The following is a 26854-nucleotide window of genomic DNA, read 5'->3' as shown; positions in this document are numbered from 1 at the left end:
CCTCAAGCGCTACCGCATCCTCGGCGGGCAGCCCCGGCGAAATCAACCTCCGCGACGGTGACCTCGCCAATATGGGTTTTGCGGCGGCGGCGAACCTGCCAGCCGTGCTGATCGGCGACATTCACCGCGGCGGCGTCATCGCCGCCATCGCCGGCACCTTCGCAATCCTGCCGCCGGATGATCGCGCCCGGCTGAAAGCCTTCATTATCAACAAGTTCCATGGCGATCCTGAATTGTTTTCTGAAGGCCGGAACTTCCTCGAACGGGAAACCGGCACGCCCTGCCTCGGCATCATCCCGCATTTCGCCGCCGCGCGGAGGCTGCCCGCCGAGGATGCGGTAGCGCTTGAGGAAATGACGGCAAGCCACTCACATGGAACGAAAATCTCGGTCCTCCGCCTGCCCCGCATCGCCAATTTCGACGATCTCGACCCGCTGCGGCAGGAGCCAGGCGTCAGCCTCGCCTTCGTGCAGCCGGGCGAGCCCATTCCGGCGGACAGCCGGCTGGTGATCATCCCCGGCTCGAAATCGACGATCGCCGATCTGGCCGCGCTCCGGAAGGAAGGCTGGGATATCGATCTCCTGGCCCATGTGCGGCGCGGCGGCCTGGTGCTGGGCCTGTGTGGCGGCTACCAGATGCTGGGCCAGACCATCGCAGACCCGCAGGGGCTGGAAGGCAGCCCGGGCAGCGCCCCCGGCCTCGGGCTGCTCGATGTCGCCACGACGCTGCTGCCGGACAAGACGCTGCGCGAAGTCTCCGGACGTCATGCGCCGACGGGGGCCGCCCTCAGCGGCTATGAAATCCATCTGGGCCACACCGCGGGGCCTGATTGCGCGCGGCCCTTCGCCATGCTGGACGGCCGCCCGGACGGCGCCATCAGCGCCTCGGGCCGGGTGATGGGCAGCTATCTGCACGGCTGCTTTTCCGGCGATGACTTCCGCGCCAGGTTTCTGCGGGGGCTGGGTATTCCGGCCACCGCCTGGAGCTTCGAGGACACCGTCGAGCGCACCCTTGATGAGCTGGCCCGGCACCTTGAAAGCCACCTCGACCTCGACCATCTGCTTGGCCTGGCAAGGGAGCTGTGATGGACTGGCCGGTACTGGTATTCGGGCGGGCGGCGCTGGCCCTGCTCATCGAGCGCTTCGCGGGCTATCCGCAGGAGCTGTTCGGCCGCATCAGCCACCCGGTGGTGTGGCTGGGCAAGCTCATCGCGCGGCTGGACCAGTCGCTCAACCTGGCGGGCGTTTCCGCCCAGGAGGGCCGCCTCCGGGGCGCCGTGGCGCTGCTCATCCTGCTGGCCGCCGCCTTCATTCCCACGGTGATCATCGCGCGGCTTCTGGAACATCTGCCCTTCGGCTGGCTGGCGGAGATCCTGCTGGCCACCACGCTGATCGCCCAGAAATCCATGCGCGATCATGTGCTGGCGGTCTATGACGGGCTGGGCCGCTCGCTGGCCGACGGCCGCGCCGCGGTGAGCAGGATCGTCGGCCGCGACCCGGCGGCGCTCGATGAATCCGGCGTCTCCAAGGCGGCGCTCGAAAGCCTCGCCGAGAACGCCTCGGACGGCATCGTGGCGCCGGTCATCTGGTATGCGCTGCTCGGGCTTCCCGGCATCGCCCTTTACAAGGCGATCAACACCGCGGATTCGATGATCGGCCACAGAACCGAGAAACATCAGTATTTCGGCTGGGCCGCCGCCAGGCTGGACGATCTCGTGAACCTGCCGGCCTCGCGGCTTACCGGGCTGTTGTTCGCGGCCACCGACCCCCGGAACTTCGGGCGCATCGTCGAGGTCATGCGGCGGGACGCGCCCAGGCACCAGTCACCCAATGCCGGCTGGCCGGAGGCCGCCATGGCCGCCAGGCTGGGCCTGCGCTTCGGCGGCCCGCGCAGCTATGCGGGCGAATTGGTGGAGCTCCCCTACATGGGCGAAGGCCGGAGCGACATGGACCGCGGCGACATCAAGCGCGGCCTCACGGTGTTCTCGACCGCCATGTGGCTGCTGTTCGGCGGCCTCATCGCGCTGCACCTCATCCTTTGATCTTGATCGGGATCCCGGCGGCCACGAAATAGACCTCCTGGGCCAGGGCGGCGAGGCGCTGGTTGGCCAGGCCCTGCGCATCGCGGAAACGGCGGGCCATGGCATTCTCCGGCACGATCGACAGGCCGACCTCGTTCGAAACCAGGATCACCTCGGCATGGCTGGCGGCCAGCGCCGCGCAGAGTCCGTCCAGCGCCTCCGCCAGGTCGCGCTCATGATGCATCAGGTTTCCGAGCCACACGGTGACGCAGTCGAGCAGCACCAGGCCATCCGCCTCCCGAACAATCGCCGCCGGGTCGAGCGGCGCTTCCCGCGTGGTCCAGCCACCGGCTTTCCGGTCGTCGCGGTGGCGGGCGATGCGCGCCGCCATCTCGGCATCGACCGGCTCGGCGGTGGCGAGATAGGTCCGGGGCCCAGCGTGATGCAGCGCCAGGCTTTCCGCAAAGCGGCTCTTGCCGGACCGGGCGCCACCCAATACCAGCCTGATTTTGCTCATGTTTTCACCCCCGGAATACGGGCGATGAAATGCCCGCGCATGGCGTCCGGCCACAGCCGGAACGGCACTTCGCCGGTGCCGCTCTCGCCATGCAGCTGGAACCAGTCGAGGATCGCCTCGGCCTGTTGGCGGGTCGGCGCGTGATCGCCGGTCACATAGCTGAAGCGCTGGCTGTCGCGCAGCACCACGCTGCAATGGCGCTTGCAGTTCCACAGGCAGGCCTGGGGGGTCACCCGCAGGGCGAGGCCGCGCGCCGCGATTGCCTCCCGCATGTGGCCGATCAGCGTTTCGCCGCCGCTGCGGCCATCGCCGGCGGTTTTCTCGGTGGCGGAGAATTTGCAGGTCGAGCAGATGACGATATCGCGCAAGCAGGGCCCCGGGTAAGTATTGCCAAGCGGCCTGCCTTCCATGTAGGTATTCTCCAGTCCTGTCAACGCGTTGCATCCGGCATGAGTTTCTCGTCCATCGCTTTTCTCGCCTCTGACTCGGCGGAGGCCCGCGAGGCCGCCCGGCGGCTTTCGGCGCGCCATGGCAATGCCGATCCTTCGCGGGCGGATTGCGTGGTGGCGCTGGGCGGCGACGGGCTGATGCTGCAGACCCTGCACCGCTTTGTGTCCACCGGCATTCCGATCTATGGCATGAACCGCGGCACCGTCGGCTTCCTGATGAACGACTATGCCGAGGACGGCCTCGCCGAGCGGCTCGCCGCCGCCGAGATGACCACCATCCACCCGCTCAGCATGACGGCGGTGGACGAGACCGGCAAGACCCACCGCGCCATCGCCTTCAACGAAGTGTCGCTGTTGCGCCAGCGCCACCAGGCGGCCAAGCTGATGATTTCAATAGATAATAAGCCTCGCCTCGACGAGCTGATCTGCGATGGCGTGCTGGTCGCCACGCCGGCCGGCAGCACCGCCTATAATCTTTCGGCGCATGGGCCGATCCTGCCGATCAATTCCGAGCTTCTGGCGCTCACCCCGATCAGCGCCTTCCGGCCGCGCGGCTGGCGCGGCGCCATCCTGCCGCATCAGGCCAAGGTGACGATCGCCATTCTGGAAGGCGACAAGCGCCCGGTGGCGGCGGTCGCCGACCATGTCGAGGTCCGCCATGTGCGCGAGGTGGAGATCGCCCAGGACCAGAGCAAGTCCGTGCGCATCCTGTTCGACCCCGGCCACAGCCTGGCTGAACGCGTGCTGAGGGAGCAGTTCCGGTTCTGAAATGCATGCGGTTTGATGCGGTTTGCATGCCAAAATGTTGCTGCCGGATGACCGGCATGATGATCGCGCCTCCCGCAGGCCCCTGACCTATCACCGACTGCATCCTGTGTCAGGAGCTCAATCTTTGATTGCAATCGCGATCAGTGCAGAATCTGCTCGAGGAAGGCCCTGGTGCGCGGCGATTTAGGCCGGGTGAAGAATTCCCCGGGTGCATTCTCCTCGACGATCTGGCCCTGGTCCATGAAGATCACCCGGTTGGCCACCTGCCGGGCGAAGGCCATCTCATGGGTCACGCACATCATGGTCATGCCGCCCTCGGCCAGATCCACCATCACGTCCAGAACTTCCTTGATCATCTCGGGGTCGAGTGCCGAGGTGGGCTCGTCGAACAGCATGATCTTGGGGTTCATGCACAGGGCCCGGGCGATGGCCACGCGCTGCTGCTGGCCGCCCGAGAGCTGGCCGGGGTATTTCCGCGCCTGCTCCGGAATCTTGACGCGGGCGAGATATCGCCGCGCGATCTCCTCGGCTTCGGCTTTCGGCATGTTGCGCACCCACATCGGCGCCAGGGTGCAGTTCTCCATCACGGTGAGGTGGGGGAACAGGTTGAAGTGCTGGAACACCATGCCCACTTCGCGGCGCACGTCGTCGATGTTCTTGAGGTTCGAGGTGAGCGGCACGCCATCCACCACGATGTCGCCCTGCTGATGCTCCTCGAGGCGGTTGATGCAGCGGATCAGCGTCGATTTGCCGGAGCCCGACGGCCCGCAGATGATGATGCGCTCGCCCCGCGCCACGCTCAGGTTGATGTCGCGCAACACATGGAACTGGCCATACCATTTGTTGACGCCGCGCATCTCAACCGCCGGCCCATTGGCCTTCGCCGCTTGCTCCGCCATCGCTTACCTCTTGTGCCCGGTGTTGAGCCGGCGTTCCATGAACATCGAATAGCGCGACATGCCGAAACAGAACACCCAGTAGACCACCGCCAGCACGAAATAGCCGGTGTTGCCGGTCTGGGCGCTCGCCCATTTCGGATCGTTGAAGCCCGCCTGCACGATGCCCAGCAAATCGAAGATGCCGACCACGGTCACAAGGCTCGTGTCCTTGAACAGGCCGATGAAATTATTGACGATGCCGGGAATGACGATCTTGAGCGCCTGCGGCATGACGATGAGACCCATCATCTTCCAGTAGGGCAGCCCCAGCGCCTGGGCCGCCTCATACTGGCCCTTGGGGATCGCCTGCAGCCCGCCGCGGATCACCTCCGCCATGTAAGCGGAGGCGAACAGCGCCACGCCCACCACCGCCTTCCGAAGCTTGTCCGGGTTGATGCCGGGCGGCATGAACAGCGGAAACATGTTGGCAGCCATGAACAGGACCAGCACCAGCGGCACGCCGCGCACCGTCTCGATGAAGATGGTGCACAGAAGGCTAACCACCGGCATTTCTGAGCGCCGGCCAAGCGCCAGCAGGATGCCGAGCGGCACGGAGACGACGATCGCCGTCACCGCGATGATCAGCGTCACCAGCAGCCCGCCCCAGGCGGAGGTCTCGACAAAGCTGAGGCCGAAGCTGCCGCCGATCAGCAGATAAAACGTGACCACCGGATAGACGAGGAAGAACAGCAGCGCGTTCCAGCTTTTGCCCGGCACCCGCGGGATCAGCAGCCCGGCCAGCAGGATGGCGCCCACGGCATAGACGATGTTGACGCGCCAGCGCTCCTCCTGCGGGTAGAAGCCGTAGATCCATTGCATCAGCTTGTCGCCGATGAACGGCCAGCAAGCCCCTGCCCCTTCGACATTGCAGAGCTCGCGGTCCGGCGCCACCCAGACGGCGCGCAGGATCGCCCAGTCGAAAATGGTCCAGAACACCCAGATGCCCAGAATGGCCAGCAGCACCGAGGCCACGCCGCTCAAAGGCGTGGGTAACAGCCGCTGGCGCAGCGCCGCCTGCCAGCCCACGGCGGTGGAAGGCGGCGGCAGCAGCGGCGCGTCCTTGGTTCTGACGAAGCCCGAGGCCATCTCAGCGCTCCACCAGCTTGATGCGCGAATTGAACCAGTTCATGAACAGCGACGTCAGGATACTGAGCGTGAGGTAGACGATCAGCAGCATCGAGAACACCTCAATGGCCTTGCCGGACTGGTTGTTCACCGTGCCGCCGGTATACATGAGATCGGGATAGCCGATGGCCACGGCGAGCGAGGAATTCTTGGTCAGGTTCAGATACTGGCTGGCCAGCGGCGGAATGATCACCCGGAGCGCCTGCGGGATCACCACGAGGCGCAGCGTCTTGCCGCTGTCGAGGCCCAGCGCGTAGGCGGCTTCCGTCTGGCCGTGGCTCACCGCCATGATGCCGGCGCGCACATTTTCGGCGATGAAGGCGGCGGTGTAAATCGACAGCGCCAGCAGCAGCGCCACGAATTCCGGCACCAGCGTCATGCCGCCCTTGAAGTTGAAGCCCGCAAGCTCGGGGTAGCTCCAGGTCACGGGCCAGCCCGCGAGCAACAGCCCCAGGACGGGCGCAAGAATGATCGCGGCGATAGAGATCCACCACACCGGCAGGCGCTGCCCGGTCATCTCCTGGCGGACCCTGGCCCAGCGCCGGAACAGCCATGTGCCGGCAAGCGCCAGGGCGAACAGCAGCACCGCAAGCCAGGACCCATCGCCGAAACCGGGATGCGGCGCGATGATGCCGCGATTGGAAATGAAGATAGTGCCGAACAGGTCGATGGCCTGCTTGGGTCCGGGCAGCGGCTTCAGCACCAGCGCATACCAGATGAAAATCTGCAGCAGCAGCGGAATATTGCGGACGATCTCGATGTAGACGGTGGCGAAGCGCGACACCACCCAGTTGCGCGACAGGCGCATCACGCCCAGCACGAAGCCCATCACGGTGGCCAGCACGATGCCGATGACGGAGACAAGGGCCGTGTTCCAGAAGCCCACGAGCAGCGCGCGGCCATAGGAGGAGTTGGATGAATAGGGCAGGAGCGAGGTCGAGAGATCGAAACCGGCCGCACGGCCCAGAAAATCGAAGCCGAAATTCTGGTTCAGCCGCTTCAGATTGGCCTGGGTATTGACCACGATCTCATAGAGGCCCCAGAGCAGCAGCGCGATCACGATGGCCTGCGCCACCCAGCCCCTTACCTTCGGGTCATAGAGCAAGCCGCCAGCGCCTGGCGCCGGAGGGGCGCGGCGATGTGCTTCAGCCGGTTCAGCGGACATGATGGTCAGGAACGGGGAACGAAGCCCGCGCCTTCACGGGGCGCGGGCTTCACGATGGTTTCGTCAGCGGATCGGCGGCGAGTATTGCAGGCCGCCATCCTTCCACAGCGCGTTCTCGCCGCGGGCGATCTTCAGCTGGGCCAGGTTGCGGTCGAAGATTTCGGCATAGTTGCCGACCTGCTTGATGGCGTTGTAGGCCCAGTCCGGCCCGAGGCCGAGGCCGGTCCCGAAGTCATTGCTGGCCTCGGTGCCATCATCGGCCTTCACTGCGACCGACAGCAAGCGCTGGATTTCAGGGTTGGTTGAGCTCTTCATCTCATCCACATTGGCCGAGGTGACACCCAGTTCCTCCGCGGTGAGCAGAGCGTAGTAGACCCAACGGACGACATTGAACCACTGGGTATCGTTCTGGCGGACGACGGGGCCCAGCGGCTCCTTCGAGATGATTTCCGGCAGCACCACATGCTCATCCGGGTTGGTGAACTTGAGGCGCTCGGCATAGAGACCGGACTGGTCGGTGGTGAACACGTCGCAGCGGCCTTCCTGATAGGCCTTGAGGACCTCCTCGTTCTTCTCGAAGGCCACCACCTTGTATTCCATCTTGTTGGCGCGGAAGAAGTCGGCAAGGTTCAGTTCGGTGGTGGTGCCGGTCTGGGTGCAGACCGAGGCGCCTCCCAGTTCCATGGCGGACTTCACGCCGAGCTTGGCTGGCACCATGAAGCCCTGGCCGTCGTAATAGGTGACGCCCGCAAAGGTGAGGCCCAGCGTGGTGTCGCGGCTCATCGTCCAGGTCGAGTTGCGCGACAGCACGTCGATGACGCCGCTCTTCAGCGCCTCGAAGCGCTCCTTGGCATTGAGCGGGGCATATTTCACCTTGTTGGCGTCGCCCAGCACCGCAGCCGCGACGGCCCGGCAGAAATCGACGTCAAGGCCGGACCAGTTGTTGTTGCTGTCCGGGTTGGAAAAGCCGATGAGCCCCTGGCTGACGCCGCAATTGACGAAGCCCTTGGCCTTGACGTCGTCGAGGGTTGCGGCGCCGGCTACCGTTGACGCAGCGGCGCCAAGAATGGCCGCGAAGGCCAGCTTGCCGATGAATTTCATGTTGTCTTGCTCCCTGACTATTACTGTTGTTCTCTGTTACACCGGAACCAGTGTTCTTTATGGGTCGCGCAATTTCCGGCGGGGGTCAAGTGAGTATTATTCGGCCCGCCGGAACAGAGCGGCAACCCCCGGTCTGCTTCAGTCCGCGGGCCTCTCCGCCCGCCTCAGGATCAGCTGCGCCGCGATGAGCAGCACGAATGAGGTGATCAGGACCACAGACCCGACCGCGTTGATCTCCGGCGTCACGCCGCGGCGGATCGAGGAGAAGATGTAGATCGGCAGCGTCACGTCCGGACCCGCCACGAAATAGGCGATGATGAAATCCTCGAACGAGAAGGTGAAGGCCAGCAGGAAGCCGGCCAGGATCGACGGCGCCAGCAGCGGCAGCACCACCTGACGGAAAGTGCCGAGCGGCGTTGCGTAAAGATCTTCCGAGGCTTCGACCAGGCTGCGGTCCATGCCCTGGAGCCTGGCCCGCACCAGCAGCGCCACCACGGCCGTGTTAAACAGCACATGCGCGGCGATCACCGCCCAGGCGCCCATTTCCAGGCGCATTTGCAGAAGCGGATTGACCGCATCAAACACCGAGACGAAGGCAATCAGCGTTGAAATGCCGATGACGATGCCCGGCACCATGATGGCGATGTAGATCAGCGCATCAAAGCCCGCGCGCGTCCAGCCGCTCACCCGTTCAAGGCCAAGCGCGGTCAGCGTGCCGATGACGGCCGAGAGCACGGCGTTGACGAGCGCGATGTAGAGGCTCGTTGTCAGCGCCTCCATGATCAGCGGATTGGCGAAGGCCTTGGCGTACCAATCAAGCGAGAAACCCTGCCAGACCATCGCCTGCTTGCCGGCATTGAAGCTGCCGGCCACGATGAAGGCGATGGGCGCATAAAGAAACACATAGATCAGGATGGCGTAGAGGCGCATCGGCTAGACCAGCGCCACGCGCCGCTGCCCGGACTTGCCAAGCACGAAGCGCATGTAGAGGAAAATGGTCAGGAACATGATGGCCACCAGCGCCACCGAAACCGCGGCGCCAAACGGCCAGTTGCGCGACTGCAGGAAAAGGTCAACCAGCGCATTGCCGATGAAGAACACTTTGCCGCCGCCCAGATATTGCGGAAGGATGTAGTCACCCATCAGCAGGATGAACACCAGCATCGAACCGGTGGCCACACCCGGCAGCGCCAGCGGCAGCGTGACCTGGAAAAAGGTCCTGACCGGAGTTGCGCCAAGGTCGGCGGAGGCTTCCAGCAGGCGCTTGTCGAGCTTTTCCAGCGAGACATAGATCGGCGGCACCATCAGCGGCAGGTAGCCATAGACCGCGCCGATCAGCACCGCCCAGGGCGTGTTGATGATGCGGAAATCCGGAAATCCGAGATAGGCCAGCCAGGCCGGAACGCCCTTGGCGCCGAGCAGCATGATCCAGGCGTAATAGCGCAGGAGCTGGCTGGTCCAGAACGGCGCCATCACCAGCACGAGCAGCGTGACCCGCCAGCGCGGATCGCATTTGACGGCCAGAAAGTAAGCCATCGGAAAGGCAATCACCGCGGTGAGCAGCGTGCCCACCGGCGCCAGCGTAAGGGTGTTGAAGAAGGCTTTGCCGCGGGCCGGCAGGTTCAGGTAATTGTCGAAGGTGAAGGCAGGCGCATAGCCGCCGGCGGGTGCGCGCTCGCCAAACGAGAACAAGAGTATCACCGCCAGCGGCGCCAGCAGCATCACCACGAACAACACCGCCGCCGGCGCGAGGAGCAGCGCGGTCAAAAGTTGCGGGCGTGGCGATGATGAGGCCAAGGCAAGGCCCCGGTCCGTCACCGCGGTCAAACGCCGGGGTGACGGCAGCCGGGGTTCTCCGTCAGGCCGCTTTGAAGCGGGCCATGATTTCAGCGCGCAGCGGGTTGGTGAGCGTGGCGGCGGCGCCGAATTCGAGCGGCGCCAGCGCCTCCGCCGCCGGGTAGAGCACGGGATTTTCCAGCATCTCCTTCGGCACCAGCTTGTTCGTGCGCGAGTCAGTCGATGGATAGCCGTGCGCCTGCACTTCAATCGCATTGATTTCAGGCGTGAGGATGAAGTCGAGGAAAGCATAGGCTGCGTCCGGGTTCGGCGCGTCCCTGGTGATGGCGTAGAAGTCGCTCCAGATCTCGCCGCCCTCCTTGGCCAGCACATAGACGAACTCCGGCATGTCGCGCTGCAGCTGCACGGCATCGCCCGTCCAGCACACGCTCATCCAGGCATCGCCGGAAATCAGCGACGGCTTGTAATCGGAGTTGATGCCGAACAGATGCGGCTTTGCTTCGATCAGCAGCTTCTCGGCTTCGCCCAGTTCCTTGGGGTCATTGGAGTTGAAGGAATAGCCGAAATATTTGAGCGCGTTGCCGATGGTGGTGAGCTGGTAATCATGCACCATCACGCGGCCAGTGGCCTCGTTGCGCGTCAGGTCCCAGAACTCCTTCCAGGTCGTGGGCTTCTGCGTCATAGCCTTGGAGTTGTAGGCAAAGCCTGTGGTGCCCCAGTTCTTTGGAACCGCCCAGACCTTGCCGTCGATGATGCCCTCGGCGGTGAAGCGCTGTTCCTGGGTGGCGGGATCGTAGTTGGGAAGCCGGGCAAGATCGATCGGCTGGATCAGGTCCAGATCCTTATAGGTCGAGATCGCATAGTTGGTCGGCACGAACACATCCCAGCCTGTGGAGCCCGCCTGCAGCTTGGCCAGCATTTCCTCGTTGGAGCCGAACACCGCCACATTGATCTTGACGCCGGTGTTCTTGGTGAAATTGTCCAGGTTCTCCTGCGCGAAATAGCTGGGCCAGGTCGTGAAGTTGAGCGTTCCGGAAAGTCCGGCATAGGCCTTGCGCGGCCGCAACCCGGGCATCGCGCCGCCGAGCACGGCGGTGGCGAGGCCAAGCCCGGTGACGCCCAGGAAATGACGGCGGCTGACGCTGCCCTTCTGATAGCGGCGGAGTTCATCGAGGAACTTCGAAACCGGCATATGGTCTGGTTGCTTGGTCATGGTCGTTCTCCCTTGCGGTTGTTTTCAGTCATTGGGCAGGATGCGTTCCGCCTCCCGGCGCCAGCCAGCGGCGATGCTGTCGCCGATGTCATAGACGCCGTGATCGCGTTCGGTCTTGCGCGGCGCCATGACCAGGAACTGGCCCAGTTCGGCATGCGCCACCAGATATTCCGTATGCTCGCCGAGGAAAATGCGGTTCAGTACCTTGACCGGAAGCCTGGCCGAGAGTCCCTCGGGAAGTTTCGCGGCATCGGCCGCAATGTCGATCAGCTCCGGGCGCACGCTCAGCACCTCGCCGTGGCGCTGGCCGGGAAAGAAATTGGTCTTGCCCACGAAATCCGCCACATAGCGGCTGCCCGGCCGGTCATAGAGTTCCCGCGGGCTTCCGGTCTGCACGATGCGGCCCTCTCGCATGACGCAGACCCGATCCGACATCGAGAGGGCCTCCTCCTGGTCATGCGTCACCAGCAGGAAGGTGATGCCCACGTCGCGTTGCAGGTTCTGCAGTTCGATCTGCATGTCGCGGCGCAGCTTGCGGTCAAGGGCTGCCAGCGGCTCGTCGAGCAGCAGCACGGCGGGGCGGTTGATCAGCGCGCGGGCCAGCGCCACGCGCTGCTGCTGGCCGCCCGAAAGCTCGTGGGTGCGGCGGCCGCCGAAGCCCGAAAGCCGCACCATGGCCAGCGCCTCGTCAACCGCGCGGGCGATCCCGGCACGCTCCGGCCTGGGGCGCCGCTGGCGCAGCCCGTAGGACACATTGCCGGCAACCGACAGATGCGGAAACAGGGCATAGTGCTGGAACACCATGTTCACCGGGCGGCGGTAGGCAGGAACCCCCGTCACGTTCTCGCCGCGGATGAGCACGTCGCCACGCGTGGGCTGTTCGAAACCCGCCATCATGCGGAGCGAGGTGGTCTTGCCGCAGCCGGAAGGCCCGAGGATCGACAGGAACTCGCCAGCCCTGACCGCAAGATCATTGTCCGCCACGGCGACGACATCGCCGAAGCGCTTGCTGACCTTGCGGAATTCGATGACGCTCTGGGTTTCGCTCACGATCGGATCCAAGTTCCGCCAGCCAACCGGGATTGTCAACCTGACGCAAGGAGGGCCGCGCGTGTTGATGAGGCGGCGAAGGTTGGCTTTTCTTACAACTCAAATTGTCTTGTACATGGTTACGGTCTTTGGTAGCTCACGTTCATCAACGCGAGGCGGTACGCCGCTAGCACGCCCCGGGCTCCGGCTCGGGGTTTTTGTTTGGTTTTTCCAAAACTTCAACAAAACTATCGTAAGGTCAACGCGTGTTGACCTTGTTTTTCCCGCTATATCGATTTCAAAGATCGTCGAACCCTGTTTCGCCGATCCACCTTGCAATCCCCCGGCGTTTCCGCCATAAGCCCGCTCGCCGATAGGCACCCGGCTGGGGGCTGAACGGAAGGGCCATGTAAATGGCCAGGGGCCGAACCCCGTCTTCCCGTGTCTCCGCTCTTTCGTCTGACCGGTCTTTCGAGCCTTTCTCCCGGGGTTCGAAAGAGGCTCTGCGCTGGATGCTGAAGGCCCGAAACGAAGCAAGAGAAAGGCATATATCCTATGGCTCTTTACGAGCACGTGTTCCTGACCCGTCAGGACGCTGCGCCCACCCAGGTCGACGCCCTGACGGAGCAGTACAAGGCCCTGATCGCCGCCAATGGCGGCAAGGTGACCAAAAGCGAATACTGGGGGCTCAAGTCCCTCACCTTCCGGATCCGCAAGAACCGCAAGGCCCACTACACCCTGTTCAACATCGACGCCCCCTCCGCCGCCGTGCAGGAGATGGAGCGCCAGATGGCGATCTCGGAAGACGTCATCCGTTTCATGACGGTGCGCGTCGAGGCGCTGGAAGACGGCCCCTCGGCCCAGATGCGCCGCCGCGAAGACCGTGAGCGCCGCGACGACCGCGGTGACGCAAGCGAGGAGAGCCTCTGATGTCAGCCCCACAAGCCCGCCGCCCCTTCTTCCGCCGCAAGAAGAGCTGCCCGTTCACCGGCGATAACGCGCCGAAGATCGACTACAAGGATGTGCGCCTCTTGCAGCGCTACATTTCCGAGCGCGGCAAGATCGTGCCAAGCCGCATCACCGCGGTGTGCGCCAAGAAGCAGCGCGAACTGGCCCAGGCCATCAAGCGCGCCCGCTTTCTGGGCCTCTTGCCCTATGTGCTGAAGTAAGGAGGGCCGCAACATGGACGTCATTCTTCTGGAACGCGTGGCCAAGCTCGGCCACATGGGCGAGGTGGTGAAGGTCAAGCCAGGCTATGCCCGCAATTTCCTGCTCCGCCAGGGCAAGGCACTGCGCGCCACCGAAGCCAACAAGGCGAAGTTCGAGCGTGAACGCGCCGCTCTTGAGGCGCGCAACGCCGAGCGCCGCGCCGCCGCCGGCGACGAGGCCAAGGCGCTCGCGGGCAAGTCCTTCATCCTGATCCGCCAGGCGGGCGAATCCGGCCAGCTCTATGGCTCCGTCTCGCCGCGCGACAGCGTCGATGCCGCCGCCGCCCAGGGCGTCAAGGTCGACCGTGGCCACGTTCAACTGACGGCGCCGATCAAGACCATCGGCGTCTATCAGGTGGCAATCGCTCCACACCCGGAGGTGGAGGTGATGGTGACGCTCAATGTCGCCCGGTCGCCGGAGGAAGCCCAGGCCCAGGCCCGCGGCGAAGTCCTGACCGGCCCGGTCTCCGACCGCGCCGAGATCCGCGCCGCCGCCGAAGCCCTGTTTGAGGAGGCACAGGCCGAAGCTGCAGCCGAAGCCAACGGCTAAACCACCCGTTGAAACGGATACAAGGCCGCTCCCTGCCGGGGGCGGCCTTTTTGCTGTCCACCCCCTACCTTTGTTAACCTACCCCAGCCATCCCCCTTGCGTAGCCACATGAGCCTACATTAAACTTTTGTTAATCATGAAAGCACCTGGGGGGTGCGTGCCGCCGGCGGCGGCAATGGGAGGAGGGCTCGGTATGCAGGCATTACTTGATCGCGCCTTGAAGACGGTCATGGAGCGGGGCACGTTGCGCGTGACCGGGCCGGATGGCCTTATGCGCCAATATGGCGACGGCACGGGAACGCCCGTCAACATCCGCGTCAAGACGCAGGGAGCGGCCGCCAGGATCGCCGCCGATGCCGATCTCTACCTCGGTGAGTGTTACATGGACGGCACGCTGGACGTGACCGGCGGAACCACCATCTATGACGCGCTGGCGCTGCTCATGGACAATGGCCAGACCTATCGCCTGCCCCGGATGGCCAAGGCCGTCTACGCCGTCAGAAAAGCGCTGAAGCGCGTCGACCAGTATAACCCGGTGGGCAAGGCAAAAAGCAACGTTGCCCACCACTATGATCTCTCGGGCGCGCTCTACGATCTCTTCCTCGACCGTGACCGGCAGTATTCCTGCGCCTATTTCGAAACCGATGATGGCTCCCTCGAGGATGCGCAGCTGGCCAAGAAGCGCCATCTCGCCGCCAAGCTCGACATCAAGCCCGGCATGAAGGTGCTGGACATCGGCTCTGGCTGGGGCGGACTTGGCCTCTACATCGCGGAAATCTGCGGCGCCGAGGTGACGGGCGTCACGCTCTCGGAAGAGCAGCACAAGCTCTCCAACGAGCGCGCCCAGCAGCGCGGCGTCGCCAACCAGGTGCAGTTCCTCCTGAAGGACTACCGCCACCTCGCGCAGAAGTTTGACCGCATCGTTTCGGTTGGCATGTTCGAGCATGTGGGGGTTGGCCACTTCAAGGAATTCTTCGGCAAGGTGAACGGACTTCTCAAGGATGACGGCATCGCGGTGCTGCATTCGATCAACCGCTCCGACGGGCCGGGGGCCACCTCCGCCTGGATCAAGAAATATATCTTCCCCGGCGGCTACATTCCGGCGCTTTCAGAAGTGCTGCCCTACATCGAGAAGGCCGGCCTCTACGTCACGGACATTGAGATTCTGCGGCTGCACTATGCCAGGACGCTGCGCGAATGGGGCGCGCGCTTTGCCGCCCACCGGGGCCGCGCCAGGGACCTCTATGACGAGCGCTTCTGCCGCATGTGGGAGTTTTATCTCGCCGCCTCCGAGTGCGCCTTCCGCTATGCCGGCATGAACAACTTCCAGATCCAGTTCGTGAAGAACCAGCACGTCCTGCCCTTCACGCGCAACTACATGATCGAAGAAGAAGAACGCCTCCGCGACATCGATTCCCGGCTGCCGCGCTTCAAGTCGGTTCCGGCGGAGTAAGGGGCCGCGGAGCGGCAGCACCTGTGATGATGGCTGGGTCAAGGCCCGGCCATGACGAAAAGTGATGGCTGATCCCGCAGAAGACGCCGCGCTCAAATCCGGGCGCGGCGTGTTGACGAAACCAACCCCCTACTGGTCCAGCACCTCGAAATGCGCTTCGGTGGTGATGCCGTTGTTGATCGGCAGCATGTCCTGCGGGCAGGCGGAGAACGCCACGATCGCATCCATCTCGGCGCGGAACACCACATAGTCGCCGGGCTTGCACAGGCAATTGCCCCATTCGAGGCTGCCATCCTGGCGCCAGGGGATGTTCATGAACAGGTTGAGCGAGTCCGGCGTGTAGGGAATGTAGTGGCCGAGTTCGGCGAGCCCGGCATGCAGGTTGTCGCGGCAGTTGTCATGGTAGTGGGTGCAGCCGAGGAGACCGTAGCGCTCGTTGTCGCAGGGCGCGATCAGCGTGTCGTGGCGGCCGGGGCTGGCGTCCCGGGTCATGGTCAGGATCGGGCGGCGGCGGTTGGTGATCATCTTGTCGCCTTCCACCGGAAACAGCCTGGTCCAGAAGGCGCGGCAATGCTCCATGCCGAGATATTCCCTGAGGTCTCCGGCATTGAAGGCCCAGAAATCCACCACCTGGTTGCCATGGGTGTTGATGACCTTCACCGACTGGCCTTTCGAGATACGGACGGCCTTGCCCCGGCGCGCCGGAATGGTCTGTAGTGGGGTGCTCACGCGATGTCCTCCCTGTTTTCCGAAAGGTATCCATAATGAAGAACGATCCGCGCTTCCAGCCCGTCGATGCCGCCATCACGCCGCGTTTTGCCGGCATCGCCACCTTCATGCGCACCCAGCGCCACGAGATTTCACCCGATCTCGATATCGCGCTGGTGGGCGTTCCCTTCGACATCGGCGTCAATTACCGGGCCGGGGCCAGGCAGGCGCCTGCCGCGGTGCGCGAGGCCTCGCGGCTGATCCGCCGGGTGCACAATGTGTCCGGCATCGCTCCCTATGACATCTGCAACGTGGCGGATGTGGGCGATGCGCCGGTGAACCCCATCGACCTGGCGCGCTCGATCCAGATGATCGAGGACTTCTTCACGAAGATCCACGCAGCCGGCGCGCTCCCCCTGACGATCGGCGGCGATCACACCGTGCCGCTGCCCATCCTGCGGGCAATCGCGCGCGAGCGGCCGGTGGGCGTGTTTCAGATCGACAGCCACGCCGACACGCTGGACACGCTGGCGGACACCAGGATCAACCACGCCACCACCTTCCGCCGCGCCGTCGAGGAAGGCCTGATCGACCCCAAGCGGACCATCCAGATCGGGCTGCGCGGCTCGCGCTTCTCGCCCGATGACATCAAATGGGGCCAGGACCAGGGCTTCACCTGCATCACCTTCGAGGACTATGAGCGCATGGGCCGCGCCGCGGTCATCGCCAGGGCGGCCGAGGTGCTGGGCGATGGCCCCAGCTACATCACCATCGACATCGACGGCATCGACCCCGCCTGGGCGCCGGGCACCGGTGTGCCGGAAATCGGCGGCCTCACCCCGCGCGACGTGCAGGTGATGCTGCGCAGCCTGCAGGGCAAGAAGCTGGTGGGCGGCGATATCTGCGAGGTGGCGCCGTGCTTCGACCCCACCGGGGTGACCGCGGTGACTGCCGCCAATTTGATGTGGGAGATGCTCTGCGTCATGGCCTATTCCCGGGTTCACGGCGGCTGAAAACCTGCTAGAAGCCGCCCGAACCCTTGATTTGGACCGCCCCGCCGATGGACGACACGCCCAAGACCGACCGCTACCGGGACACCGTGTTCCTGCCCAGAACCTCCTTCGCCATGAAGGCCGGCCTTCCGCAGAAGGAGCCAGACCTTCTGAAGCGCTGGGAGGACATGGACCTCTACGGCAAGCTCCGCATGCAGAGCGCGGGGCGGCCCCGGTATGTGCTGCATGACGGCCCGCCCTATGCCAACGGCCATCTTCACATCGGCCATGCGCTGAACAAGATCCTGAAGGACATCGTCACCCGCTCGCGCCAGATGCAGGGCTTCGATTCCAATTACGTTCCCGGCTGGGACTGCCACGGCCTGCCCATCGAGTGGAAGATCGAGGAGCAATACCGCGAGAAAGGCAAGAACAAGGACGACGTTCCGATCAATGATTTCCGCCGCGAGTGCCGGGCGTTTGCCGAACACTGGATCGCAGTGCAACGGGCAGAGTTTCAGCGGCTGGGCGTCACCGGCGACTGGAACAACCCCTATCTCACCATGGATTTCCGCGCCGAGGCGCTGATCGCCGGTGAACTGCTGAAATTCGCGGAGTCCGGCCAGCTTTACCGCGGGTCGAAGCCGGTGATGTGGTCGGTCGTCGAGAAGACCGCGCTCGCCGAGGCCGAGGTCGAATATCAGGATTATCAGTCCGACACGATCTATGTGAAGTTTCCGGTGCGCGGCAACGCGAACAGCAATGTGGTGATCTGGACCACCACGCCCTGGACGATTCCGGGCAACCGCGCCATCAGCTTCTCGTCGAGGATCGGCTATGGTCTCTATGAAGTCACCGCCGCGCCGGAGGGCAATTGGGCCAAGACCGGCGAGCGCCTGATCCTCGCCGACAAGCTGGCCGGAGAGGTGATGAAGGCCGCCAAGGTTGAAACCTACCGGCGGCTTGGCGATGTGAACCCGGCCGGCATGGTCTGCGGCCATCCGCTGGCCCATCTTGGCTATGATTTCCCGGTGCCGCTGCTCGACGGCGACCACGTCACCGACGATGCCGGCACGGGTTTCGTCCACACCGCACCCGGGCATGGCGCCGATGACTATGCGATCTGGATGGAGAAGGTGGGCGGCCCCATCCCCTTCACCGTCGATGCCGACGGCTATTTCACGAAGGAAGCGCCTGGCTTCACGGGAAAGCGCGTCATCACCGACAAGGGCGAGAAGGGCGACGCCAATGACGCCGTCATCCGTGCACTGACGGATGCCGGCGCGCTGATCGCCCGCGGCCGCCTCAAGCACCAGTATCCGCATTCCTGGCGCTCCAAGAAGCCGATCATCTTCCGCAACACCCCGCAGTGGTTCATCTCGATGTCGAGCCACGGCCTGCGCGACATCGCGCTCCGGGCGATCGACGAGACGGCGTTCTTCCCCGCCGCCGGCCAGAACCGGCTGCGCGCCATGATCGAGCAGCGGCCTGACTGGGTGATCTCCCGCCAGCGCGCCTGGGGCGTTCCCATCGCCCTGTTCGTGCACCGCGAGACCGGCGAAATCCTGCAAGACCCCGCCGTCAATGCCCGCATCGTCGAGGCCTTCTCGGCGGAAGGGGCGGACGCCTGGTTCGCCGAGGGTGCGGCACAGCGCTTCCTCGGCCCCGGCCGGCGCGTGCAGGACTGGGAGCAGGTGCGCGACATTCTCGACGTGTGGTTCGATTCGGGCTCCACCCACGCCTTCTGCCTTGAGCAGCGCGCCGATCTCAAATGGCCCGCCGACCTTTATCTCGAAGGCTCGGACCAGCACCGCGGCTGGTTCCATTCCTCGTTGCTCGAAGCCTGCGGCACCAGGGGCCGCGCGCCCTATGACGCGGTGCTGACGCATGGCTTCGTGGTCGCCGAGGACGGCCGCAAAATGTCGAAGTCGCTCGGCAACATCGTGGCGCCGCAGGACGTGATCAAGCAATCCGGCGCCGACATCCTCCGCCTGTGGGTGGCCTCCTCGGACTATGCCGAGGACCTGCGCCTCGGGCCGGAAATTCTCAAGACCAATGTCGAGGCCTATCGCAAGCTGCGCAACACCATGCGTTACATTCTGGGGGCCCTCGACGGCTTCCAGGAATGGGAGCGGGTGCCCGCCCGCGACATGCCCGAGCTCGACCGCTACATCCTGCACCGCCTGCATGAACTCGAGGCCGGGGTGCGCGAGGCCTATGAGGTGTTCGACTACAAGCGGCTGTTCGCGCTGCTCGCCAATTTCATGACGGTCGATCTCTCGGCCTTCTATTTCGACATCCGCAAGGACTCGCTCTATTGCGATCCGTGGTCCAGCCTGCGCCGCCGCTCCTGCCGCACGGTGCTGGACCAGCTGTTCCACTGCCTCACCACCTGGTGGGCGCCGGTTCTGGCCTTCACCATGGAAGAGGTGTGGCTGGCGCGGTTTTCCGGCGAGGGCTCTTCCGTCCATCTGATGCAGTTCGCGAAATGCCCCGCGGAATGGGCGGCACCCGATCTTGCCTCCAAATGGGACAAGATCCGCGACGTGCGCGCGGTCATCACCGGGGCCCTGGAGATCGAGCGGCAGGTGAAGAAGACCATCGGCTCGGCGCTGGAAGCTGCACCCGACGTCTATGTCGCGGATCAGGGCCTGCTGGCGGCACTCGACGGTGTCGACCTGGCGGAAATCTCCATCACCTCTGGCGCGAGGCTGATCTCCGGCGAAGGCCCGGCCGATGCCTTCCGTCTCGACGGCGTGAAGGGCGTGGCGGTGGTGTTCCGTCCGGCCGAGGGGCGCAAATGCGCCCGCTCCTGGAAGATCACGGCGGATGTGGGCAGCGACCCGGAATTTCCGGACATCACCGCGCGTGATGCCGCGGCGGTGCGGGAATGGCAGGCCCGTTTCGGCAAGACGGTGTGATGCGGCTCAGGCTCTGGGGGCCGCTCGCCCCGCTGGTGCTCACGATCGCCATCCTCACCTTCGGCATCGACCAGGCGCACAAATGGTGGATCCTCGATGTCTATGGCATCGCGGAAAGATCCCCGGTCCGCATCAGCTCCTTCTTCAACCTGGTCATGGTCTGGAACCGGGGCGTGTCCTACGGGCTGTTCTCCACCCATCTGCAGGAGGCGCTGGCCCTGATGAGCATCGTCATCGTGCTGGGCCTGTGGCTGTGGGCCTGCCGCACCAGCACCGCCCTGACCGCGGCGGCCCTCGGCCTGGTCATCGGCGGGGCCCTGGGCAATGCCCTGGACCGGCTGCTGCGCGGCGCCGTTGCCGACTTCTTTCATTTTCATTATCAGGGCTTTAGCTGGTATGTCTTCAACCTCGCCGATGTCGCCATCGTTGCGGGCGTGGCGCTCTTGCTGTATGAGTCGCTGGTGCTTGGAGAGCGGCGGGAGCGCCGTGGAAAAGCCTGATTTTGGCGGCAAAATCTGGCGCTTCTGATAAGGTTTGGGTATGAGCATGAAGTCAGGCGTCGTGCCGGTTGTGGTGGGGCTGGTGGCCATCGGTGTCGCCGGCTGCAGCAATCCGATGCGCAGCTATCTGGAGAAGGACACGCCCGCCCAGAGCGCGGCCATGCGCCAGGACTTGACCATGCCGCCGGACCTCCGCTTGCCGCCGCCGGGGACGACAACCGCCGCGCCTGACCCGGGCGCCTATGCGAATGAGACAGCGGCGCTCACCGCCCCAGCCCCAGCCCCGGCAACCGCATCGGCTGTGGCAACGCCCGCCCCGGCCGTGAATAACGGTCCCTATGCCGTCTACACCAATGCCGGCATCTCGCTCACCAATCCGGACGGCAGCAAGAAAACCGACCAGCAGCTGCGGGAAGAGCTGCAGGCCTATTATGTGGCCCAGAAGAAGACGAAGAACCCGAAATACGGCACCGTCTTCAACATCGGCAACATCTTCAAGGACGAATAGCCAAGGCGGGCGGTTGCGCCTCGGCTTGATCACATCGCATGAGATTGACATGACCCTGTTGCGGCGGCTTATGGCCTCGTTGTTCGCGCTTGCGGCGCTGGCACTCCCGGCCAGCGCGCTGGACATTCCCCTCACCACCTTCACCCTGGCCAACGGCATGCAGGTGGTGGTGATCCCCGACCGCCGGGCGCCGGTGGTGACCCACATGGTGTGGTATAAGGTTGGCGCCGCCGACGAGCCTGAGGGCAAGGCCGGCATCGCGCACCTTCTCGAACATCTGATGTTCAAGGGCACGCCGAGCCATCCCGGGGGCGAATTCAGCCGTCTGGTCCGCGCCAATGGCGGACAGGAGAACGCCTTCACCTCGCATGACTACACCGCCTATTTCCAGCGGGTGATGAAAGACCGGCTGCCGCTGGTCATGCAGCTCGAAGCCGACCGCATGCAGAACCTCGCGCTGACCGACGCCTCGGTGCTGCCCGAGCGCGACGTGGTGAAGGAAGAGCGCCGGGAGCGCACCGACAATGAGCCATCAAGCCTGCTCTCGGAACAGCTCGATGCCGCGCTTTACCTCGTGCACCCCTATGGCAAGCCGGTGATCGGCTGGATGGACCAGGTGGCGGAGCTGACGCGTCAGGACGCGATGGACTTCTACGCCCGGCATTACCAGCCGCGGAACGCCATCCTGATCGTGGCCGGCGATGTCGCTCCCGAAGAGGTGAAGCGCCTCGCGGAGCGCTATTATGGCGCGCTCAGGAACACCCGCCCGATGGCGGAGCGGCGGCGCCACGCCGAGCCGCCGCCAAGCGCCGAGCGGCGCGTGCTGATGCGCGATGCGCGTGCCAGCACGCCAAGCTGGCAGCGGCAGTACCTCACACCCGCCGCCCGTCAGCTGTCGCAGCGCGAGGAGGCGGCGATGTCCCTGCTCGCCAAGATTCTTGGCGGCGGAGCGCAGAGCCGGCTTTATCAGGCGCTGACGGTCGACAAGAAGCTTGCGGCCGATACCGGCGCGTGGTTCAGCGCCGACCAGCTCGACTACGGAAACATCGGCGTCTACGCGGTGCCTAACCCCGGCATCGAAATCGACGCGCTCGAGAAAGCCCTCGAGGATATTCTTGCTGAAATCGCCCGCGGCGGCATCACCCAGGAGGAGCTCGACCGCAGCCGAAACCAGGCTCTGGCGAGCGCCGTCTATGTTCTCGACTCCCAGCAATCGCTTGCCCGCATGTTTGGCGTCGCGCTCACCACCGGACAGTCCGTGGAGGATGTCCTGGGCTGGGACGAGGAAATGGCGAAGGTCACGGTGGCCGATGTCAATGCGGCGGCCCGCAAATATCTGGACCGCCGGGCCTCCGTCACCGGCATCCTGCTGCCCGAGGCAGCGAGCCAGTGAGGCCCCGCGTGTTGCTCCGTATACGAAGCATTGCCGGCCTGCTGCTGGCCGCCTGCCTGGCCCTCGCGCTGCCCGCCGCGGCGCGGGCTTTCACCATCCAGGAAGTGACCAGCCCCGGCGGCATCACGGCCTGGCTCGTGGAGGAGAAGGCCATTCCGCTGATGGCCATGAATTTCTCGTTCCGCGGCGGCAGCGCGCAAGACCCGGAGGGCAAGGACGGCGTATCCACCTTCCTCACCGGCATGCTGGACGAGGGCGCGGGCGACATGCTGTCCGAGGATTTCCAGAAGAAGAAGGAAGAGCTTGCCTTCCGCATGTCCTTCGATGCCGGTTACGATTTCTTCGAGGGAAGCTTCCAGACGCTGAGCAAGAACCGGGCGCAATCGCTGGATCTGCTCCGCCTGGCCATCACCGCGCCGCGTTTCGACCCGGAGCCGCTGGAGCGCATGCGGCGCCAGTTTCTGGTGAGCGTGCGGGACACGAAGCAAGACCCGCAGAGCATCGCCTGGCAGGCCTGGTCCGAGAAGCTTCTGCCGGGCGATCCCTATGCGCGCCGCAGCGGCGGCACCGAGGAGACCATGCAGGCCATGACCGCGGAGGACCTGCGCGCCGCGCACCGCCGCGTCTTCAATCGCCAAGATTTGCAGGTCGCGGTGGTGGGTGACATCACGGCGGCTGAACTCGGCCCCCTGCTCGACAAGGTGTTCGGCGGCCTTCCCGAAAAGGCCCCGCCGCAGCCAGCACTGCCGCCCGCCAGGCCGGAGATGGGCCCCGGGCTGAACGTCATCGGCCGCGACATGCCGCAGAGCGTCATCGTGTTCGGCCATGAAGGCATTTTGCGCAGCGACCCTGATTTCATTCCCGCCTTCGTAATGGCGGAGATTCTGGGCGGCGGTGGGCTCAACTCGCGGCTTACGGAAGAAATCCGCGAGAAGCGCGGGCTCACCTATGGCGTGAGCTTTGGTCTCATGCCCTATGAACGCACCGGCTTCTATGCCGGCGTGCTGCAAACCTCGAACAAGACGGCTGGCGAGGCCCTCGAGGTAGCCCGCCAGGTGATTGCCGAATACGCCGCGGAAGGCCCCACTGAGGCCGAGCTCGATGAGGCGAAGACCTATCTCACCGGTTCCTATGGCTTGCGCTTCTCCAGCAACGCGGCCATCGCCGGGCAACTCCTGGGAATGCAGCAGCAGAACCTCGGCATTGATTATGTGGAGAAGCGGAATGCGCTGGTGGCGGCCGTGACGCTTGACCAGGTCAAGGCACAGGCGAAGCGGCTTCTGCACCCCGGCCGGCTGATCGTCAGCGTGGTAGGCCGCCCGGAAGGGCTCAAGTGACACCGGGGGCTGTCTCAGCGCCTTGGCCGCGCTAAACTGGGCGCATGCGAATCCGCAGGCTCTCCGAAGGCACCGTCAACCGCATCGCCGCCGGCGAGGTGATCGAACGGCCGGCCAGCGTCGTCAAGGAACTGGTCGAAAACGCTGTCGACGCTGGCGCCAGCGAGATCGACGTCGCCTTCCGCGGCGGCGGCAAGAGCCTGATCCGCGTGACGGATGACGGCATCGGCATGGGCGCGCAGGACCTGGCGCTGGCGGTCGAGCGCCATGCCACCTCGAAGCTCCCCGACGATGACCTGATCGACATCCGCTTCCTCGGCTTCCGCGGCGAGGCGCTGCCGTCGATCGGCGCGGTGAGCCGGCTGGTGATTGCCTCGCGCCCGCGGGGCGGCGGCGATGCGCATATGATCGCGGTCGAGGGCGGCGCGATTCTGCCGCCGCGCCCCACGGCGCTCTCGCGGGGCACCGAGATCGACGTCAAGGACCTGTTCTTCGCCACGCCGGCCCGTCTTAAATTCCTCAAGACCGACCGCACTGAAACGGCGGAAGCGGCGGAGGTTGTCCGCCGGCTGGCGCTCGCGCATCCGGAAACCGGCTTCTCGTTTGTCACCGAGGAGCGCCGCGTGGTCGACGTGCCCAAGGGCGACAGCGGGGAGGATCGTATCCGCCGCATCCTGGGGGCGGAGTTCATGGACAATGCGGTGGCTTTCGCGGCGGCGCGCGAGGGCGTCGCGGTCCGGGGCTATGCCGGGCTTCCCACCTTCTCGCGCAACGCGGCCAGCCTGCAATACATGTTCGTCAACTCCCGCAGCGTGCGTGACAAGCTGCTGGCCGGGGCGGTCCGCGCCGCCTATGCCGATGTCATGGCGGGCGGGCGCTATCCGGCGCTGGTGCTGTTCGTCTCCTGCCCGCCCGACCGCGTCGACGTGAACGTCCATCCGGCCAAGGCCGATGTGCGCTTCCGCGATGGCGGCCTGGTGCGCGGGCTGATCGTCAGCGCCATCCGCGCCGCGCTGGGCGGCCGCCCGGTTGCCGATACCGGGCTTGCCCGCCAGGCGGCGCAACGCTTCCGGCCGGGCATGCCGCCGCCGTTCCGGCCTTCGGGCTTCGCCGAACAGGCGCAAGCCGCCTTCGACATGGCGATGCCGCCCGCCGCCGCGCCGGACGCAGCCGCCACGCCGCCGCCTGCCGCCAATCATCCGCTGGGCCAGGCCCGCGCCCAGATCCATGACAGCTACATTGTGGCGCAGACCGCCGGCGGCCTCATCCTCGTCGATCAGCATGCCGCCCATGAGCGGCTGGTCTATGAACGCCTCAAGCGTGAGCGCGCCGGGCGCGGCATCGAAGCCCAGCCACTGCTGGTTCCGGAAGTGGTGGAACTCGATCCCGGCGAGGTCGAGCGGCTTTCCGCCGCCGCCGAACTTCTGGCCCAAACCGGCCTGGCGCTCGAAGCCTTCGGCGACGGCGCTGTAATCGTGCGCGAGGTTCCCGCCGCAATCGGCAAGGCCGACATCGGCGGCATCGTGCGCGACATTGCCGGCGAGCTGGCTGAAACCGGCGAGACGGCGAATCTCGAGGAGCGTCTCAACCACATGCTCGCCACCATGGCCTGCCACCACTCGGTGCGCGCCGGCCGCAGGCTGCGGCCGGAGGAAATGGACGCCCTGCTGCGCGAGATGGAAGCCACGCCCAATTCCGGCCAGTGCAACCATGGCCGCCCCACCTTCATCGAACTGAAACTCGCCGACATCGAGAAATTGTTCGGGCGACGGTAGAATGGCGGGCGCGGGTTCTCCTTCCCGCCTGCGGGGCCGGCCCGCCGCGGCCGGACCTTCCCTGCCAGTGAAAAGGAATGATTTGCTAGTACGGGATAGGACTAAACTCAGACCCCTTCTTGAAGGGGCGGCCGCTTGCTAAAAGGTCTGTCAGGTCCGCGCGGCATGAAAGGACAGAGGCGATGACACTCTCCAGGGTCAAGGTCGGCGTTGTTGGGCTGGGGCTGGTGGGCGATTCCCACATCCGGGCCTATCAGGCCCACCCGAAGGCCGAGGTGGCCGCCGTCTGCGACCTCGACGCGGCGCGCGCCGAGGCGGTGGCGGCAAGCTACCAAATCCCCCGCTGGTACACCTCCTATGAGGAGATGCTCGCCGATCCCGGCATCAACACGATCGAGATCACCACCCCCACCCTGCTGCACGCCCCCATGGCGACCGCCGCCGCCAGGGCCGGCAAGAACATCCTGTGCGAAAAGCCGTTCTGCCTCACGCTGGCCGAGGGCGAGGCCGCCTGCGCCGCCGCCGCCGCGCATGGCGTCACGCTGGCGGTGGGCGAATCCTACATCTTCATGACGCCGATCATGAAGGCCCGCGCCCTGATCGAGGCGGGCGAGATCGGCAGGCCCTTGCAGGTGCGGCAGCGGTTTGGTTCCTGGATCGAACGGCCGGGCGCGCTCGAGACGGCGCGGCCCATCACCGCCGATCACCGCGGCTGGCGCATGGATTCTTCCAGGGCCGGCGGCGCCGGCTTTCCCTGGATGTTCGATCACTGCGTGCATTTCTTCGCCACCGCCGAATACCTGATGAAGGATACCCGCATCGGCGAGGTCTATTCGCTGCGCTCGGACATTTCCTGGATGAACGCGCGCGATGGCGGCAGCGGCCACGCCGGCATGTATCGCCCGGAAAATGCGGGCGACATACCGATCATCGCCTGGAGCTATGACGACCCGGCCTGCCAGGGCGTATGGATGCGCGCCGAGGCGCTCACCGGCAAATACGATCCGATGTTTGGCTTCTCGGTGAGCGTGATCGGCGAGACCGGCATGATCGAGGTGCTGGGCGAAGGCGGCAGGGGCCTCAACTGGCAGGGCCAGGATGTTCATCTGGTGCTTCACCGCCAGGGCAAGGACACGCTCACCTTCCGTTTCGACGAGGGCGGCGACGAGATCTGGCAGTCGGAGGTGTCCTATTACAGCCGGGCGCACCTGAACCAGATTCACGAATTCGTCGCGGCGCTGACCAGCGGCGGCGCGCCGCGCTATCTGGGCGCCGATGGCCTGCGCGACGTCCGCACCACCATGGCGGCGATCTGCTCCGCCCGGGAGGGCGTGCCGGTGAAGGTGCGCGACGTGACAGACCGGCGCTTCGAGGCCTGAGAACTCAA

General features: G+C 65.1%; 26 protein-coding genes. 15 read left to right on the top strand and 11 right to left on the bottom strand.

Annotation, left to right across the window (positions count from 1 at the left end; translation table 11 throughout):
• Nucleotides 1–1085, top strand: a 1085-nt coding sequence (locus tag ACKOED_RS10480) for a cobyric acid synthase (protein ID WP_408916538.1), incomplete at its 5' end; no start/stop codon positions are given.
• Nucleotides 1086–1099: 14 nt separating this feature from the next.
• Entirely contained in the window at nt 1100–2041 is a 942-nt protein-coding gene (gene cbiB, locus ACKOED_RS10475) for an adenosylcobinamide-phosphate synthase CbiB (RefSeq protein ID WP_408916541.1), read from the top strand.
• On the opposite strand, the gene cobU is transcribed toward cbiB, so the two are convergent.
• On the bottom strand, nt 2031–2537 hold the full coding sequence (cobU, locus tag ACKOED_RS10470; RefSeq protein WP_408916537.1) for a bifunctional adenosylcobinamide kinase/adenosylcobinamide-phosphate guanylyltransferase: 507 nt from the start codon (nt 2535–2537) through the stop codon (nt 2031–2033). The two genes, cbiB and cobU, sit on opposite strands and share 11 nt — an antisense overlap.
• Nucleotides 2534–2947 carry a DUF1636 family protein gene (locus ACKOED_RS10465; RefSeq protein WP_408916536.1) on the bottom strand — a complete coding sequence of 138 codons (414 nt, stop codon included), beginning with the start codon at nt 2945–2947 and terminating at the stop codon, nt 2534–2536. Before ACKOED_RS10465 ends, cobU begins: the two co-directional genes overlap by 4 nt.
• A 39-nt stretch (nt 2948–2986) precedes the next feature.
• On the opposite strand from ACKOED_RS10465, the gene ACKOED_RS10460 reads away from it, so the two are divergent.
• Nucleotides 2987–3754 carry an NAD kinase gene (locus tag ACKOED_RS10460; protein ID WP_408916535.1) on the top strand — a complete coding sequence of 256 codons (768 nt, stop codon included), beginning with the start codon at nt 2987–2989 and terminating at the stop codon, nt 3752–3754.
• A 140-nt stretch (nt 3755–3894) separates the two neighbouring features.
• Here ACKOED_RS10460 and ACKOED_RS10455 read toward each other — a convergent pair whose 3' ends face one another.
• The 8 genes from ACKOED_RS10455 to ACKOED_RS10420 all read right to left on the bottom strand — a co-directional run bounded on the left by ACKOED_RS10455 (nt 3895) and on the right by ACKOED_RS10420 (nt 12146).
• Nucleotides 3895–4653: an amino acid ABC transporter ATP-binding protein gene (locus ACKOED_RS10455; RefSeq protein ID WP_408916534.1), complete on the bottom strand. Its 759-nt coding sequence runs from the start codon at nt 4651–4653 to the stop codon at nt 3895–3897.
• A gap of 3 nt (nt 4654–4656) precedes the next feature.
• The gene (locus ACKOED_RS10450) at nt 4657–5778 is read right to left on the bottom strand and encodes an amino acid ABC transporter permease (protein WP_408916533.1); all 1122 of its coding nucleotides are present in this window, start codon (nt 5776–5778) and stop codon (nt 4657–4659) included.
• 1 nt (nt 5779) lies between these two features.
• Complete coding sequence (locus ACKOED_RS10445; protein ID WP_408916532.1) at nt 5780–6982, bottom strand: amino acid ABC transporter permease; 1203 nt, start codon at nt 6980–6982, stop codon at nt 5780–5782.
• Between the two features lie 63 nt (nt 6983–7045).
• Nucleotides 7046–8083, bottom strand: a complete 1038-nt coding sequence (locus ACKOED_RS10440; protein ID WP_408916531.1) for an amino acid ABC transporter substrate-binding protein — start codon at nt 8081–8083, stop codon at nt 7046–7048.
• Nucleotides 8084–8221: 138 nt separating this feature from the next.
• Entirely contained in the window at nt 8222–9013 is a 792-nt protein-coding gene (locus tag ACKOED_RS10435; RefSeq protein ID WP_408916530.1) for an ABC transporter permease, read from the bottom strand.
• A gap of 3 nt (nt 9014–9016) precedes the next feature.
• Nucleotides 9017–9850 carry an ABC transporter permease gene (locus ACKOED_RS10430; RefSeq protein ID WP_408916529.1) on the bottom strand — a complete coding sequence of 278 codons (834 nt, stop codon included), beginning with the start codon at nt 9848–9850 and terminating at the stop codon, nt 9017–9019.
• A gap of 91 nt (nt 9851–9941) precedes the next feature.
• The gene (locus ACKOED_RS10425) at nt 9942–11093 is read right to left on the bottom strand and encodes a PotD/PotF family extracellular solute-binding protein (protein ID WP_408916528.1); all 1152 of its coding nucleotides are present in this window, start codon (nt 11091–11093) and stop codon (nt 9942–9944) included.
• A 24-nt stretch (nt 11094–11117) separates the two neighbouring features.
• Nucleotides 11118–12146: an ABC transporter ATP-binding protein gene (locus ACKOED_RS10420; RefSeq protein WP_408916540.1), complete on the bottom strand. Its 1029-nt coding sequence runs from the start codon at nt 12144–12146 to the stop codon at nt 11118–11120.
• Nucleotides 12147–12677: 531 nt separating this feature from the next.
• Here ACKOED_RS10420 and rpsF point away from each other — a divergent pair.
• From rpsF to ACKOED_RS10400, 4 genes are all read left to right on the top strand, one after another.
• Nucleotides 12678–13052, top strand: a complete 375-nt coding sequence (gene rpsF, locus ACKOED_RS10415; protein ID WP_408916527.1) for a 30S ribosomal protein S6 — start codon at nt 12678–12680, stop codon at nt 13050–13052.
• A complete protein-coding gene (rpsR, locus tag ACKOED_RS10410; protein ID WP_408916526.1) occupies nt 13052–13291 on the top strand; it encodes a 30S ribosomal protein S18 in 240 nt (79 codons plus the stop codon). Before rpsF ends, rpsR begins: the two co-directional genes overlap by 1 nt.
• 13 nt (nt 13292–13304) lie before the next feature.
• Complete coding sequence (gene rplI / locus ACKOED_RS10405; RefSeq protein ID WP_408916525.1) at nt 13305–13880, top strand: 50S ribosomal protein L9; 576 nt, start codon at nt 13305–13307, stop codon at nt 13878–13880.
• 193 nt (nt 13881–14073) lie between these two features.
• On the top strand, nt 14074–15333 hold the full coding sequence (locus ACKOED_RS10400; RefSeq protein WP_408916524.1) for a class I SAM-dependent methyltransferase: 1260 nt from the start codon (nt 14074–14076) through the stop codon (nt 15331–15333).
• A gap of 129 nt (nt 15334–15462) precedes the next feature.
• On the opposite strand, the gene ACKOED_RS10395 is transcribed toward ACKOED_RS10400, so the two are convergent.
• Entirely contained in the window at nt 15463–16062 is a 600-nt protein-coding gene (locus tag ACKOED_RS10395; protein WP_408916523.1) for a DUF1989 domain-containing protein, read from the bottom strand.
• 35 nt (nt 16063–16097) lie between these two features.
• Between ACKOED_RS10395 and speB the strand changes: the two genes are divergently transcribed.
• The 8 genes from speB (at nt 16098) to ACKOED_RS10355 (ending at nt 26846) form a co-directional block, all read left to right on the top strand.
• Complete coding sequence (gene speB / locus ACKOED_RS10390; RefSeq protein WP_408916522.1) at nt 16098–17054, top strand: agmatinase; 957 nt, start codon at nt 16098–16100, stop codon at nt 17052–17054.
• 47 nt (nt 17055–17101) lie between these two features.
• Nucleotides 17102–19954 (top strand): isoleucine--tRNA ligase, encoded by a 2853-nt coding sequence (gene ileS / locus ACKOED_RS10385; protein ID WP_408916521.1) that lies wholly within the window; start codon nt 17102–17104, stop codon nt 19952–19954.
• A complete protein-coding gene (gene lspA, locus ACKOED_RS10380) occupies nt 19954–20454 on the top strand; it encodes a signal peptidase II (protein ID WP_408916520.1) in 501 nt (166 codons plus the stop codon). The genes ileS and lspA overlap by 1 nt, the downstream gene beginning before the upstream one ends.
• A gap of 40 nt (nt 20455–20494) precedes the next feature.
• Nucleotides 20495–20962, top strand: a complete 468-nt coding sequence (locus ACKOED_RS10375) for a hypothetical protein (RefSeq protein WP_408916519.1) — start codon at nt 20495–20497, stop codon at nt 20960–20962.
• Nucleotides 20963–21011: 49 nt separating this feature from the next.
• Nucleotides 21012–22355, top strand: a complete 1344-nt coding sequence (locus tag ACKOED_RS10370) for a M16 family metallopeptidase (RefSeq protein ID WP_408916518.1) — start codon at nt 21012–21014, stop codon at nt 22353–22355.
• An 8-nt stretch (nt 22356–22363) separates the two neighbouring features.
• The gene (locus tag ACKOED_RS10365; protein ID WP_408916517.1) at nt 22364–23692 is read left to right on the top strand and encodes a M16 family metallopeptidase; all 1329 of its coding nucleotides are present in this window, start codon (nt 22364–22366) and stop codon (nt 23690–23692) included.
• A 44-nt stretch (nt 23693–23736) separates the two neighbouring features.
• Complete coding sequence (gene mutL, locus ACKOED_RS10360) at nt 23737–25467, top strand: DNA mismatch repair endonuclease MutL (protein ID WP_408916516.1); 1731 nt, start codon at nt 23737–23739, stop codon at nt 25465–25467.
• Nucleotides 25468–25649: 182 nt separating this feature from the next.
• On the top strand, nt 25650–26846 hold the full coding sequence (locus ACKOED_RS10355; protein ID WP_408916515.1) for a Gfo/Idh/MocA family protein: 1197 nt from the start codon (nt 25650–25652) through the stop codon (nt 26844–26846).
• Nucleotides 26847–26854: the final 8 nt, after the last annotated feature.

Source organism: Aestuariivirga sp. (assembly GCF_046093005.1).
Taxonomy (GTDB): domain Bacteria; phylum Pseudomonadota; class Alphaproteobacteria; order Rhizobiales; family Aestuariivirgaceae; genus Aestuariivirga.
This window is presented reverse-complemented; position numbering and strand designations above follow the sequence as displayed.